1 pseudogene is annotated in these 472 nt (G+C 73.1%); it reads right to left on the reverse strand.

Going from position 1 to position 472, the window contains the following annotated elements:
- Positions 1 to 76: 76 nt before the first annotated feature.
- Positions 77 to 472, reverse strand: a pseudogene (locus IH13_RS0100170) (methyltransferase); the annotation flags it as partial.

Consider the following 472-nt stretch of genomic DNA (forward strand, 5'->3'; position numbering starts at 1 on the left):
GGCTGCCGGTGCGGCCGGGATCTCGGCGCGGTCGCGCCGCACGCGGAAGGCCGGCCGCCCTCGGGGGTGCCCTCCTCTACCGCCGAACGGCGACGAGGACGTAGCTGTTGCCCACCTGCCAGACCGGGTTGGCGGGCCCGAAGCCCGCCTCGGCCAGCAACTCGATGTGCCGGCCGAGCGTGACGGGGCGACCGGCGTGCGCGGAACGCCGTTTACGGCGTTCCGCGCACAGCCCCGTCAGTTCCGGTTCCTTCTCCACGGCCGACCACCACGTCTCCCAGTCCTCGTGGTCGAAGGCGTGCTGGCGCTCGGCCCGGCGCGTCCCGACGTACTCGGCGATCTCGACGAAACCCTCGCCCTCCAGCGGCAGGTGGTCCGCGTTGATCAGCACCCCGCCGGGCCGCAGCAGCCCGGTCAGTTCGGCATAGGTGCGCCTCAGCACGCCTTCGGGGAGGTAGTGGAGCGCGGTCGT

This window comes from Streptomyces sp. NRRL WC-3549 (genome assembly GCF_000721935.1).
In the GTDB taxonomy this organism is placed as follows: Bacteria; Actinomycetota; Actinomycetes; order Streptomycetales; family Streptomycetaceae; genus Streptomyces.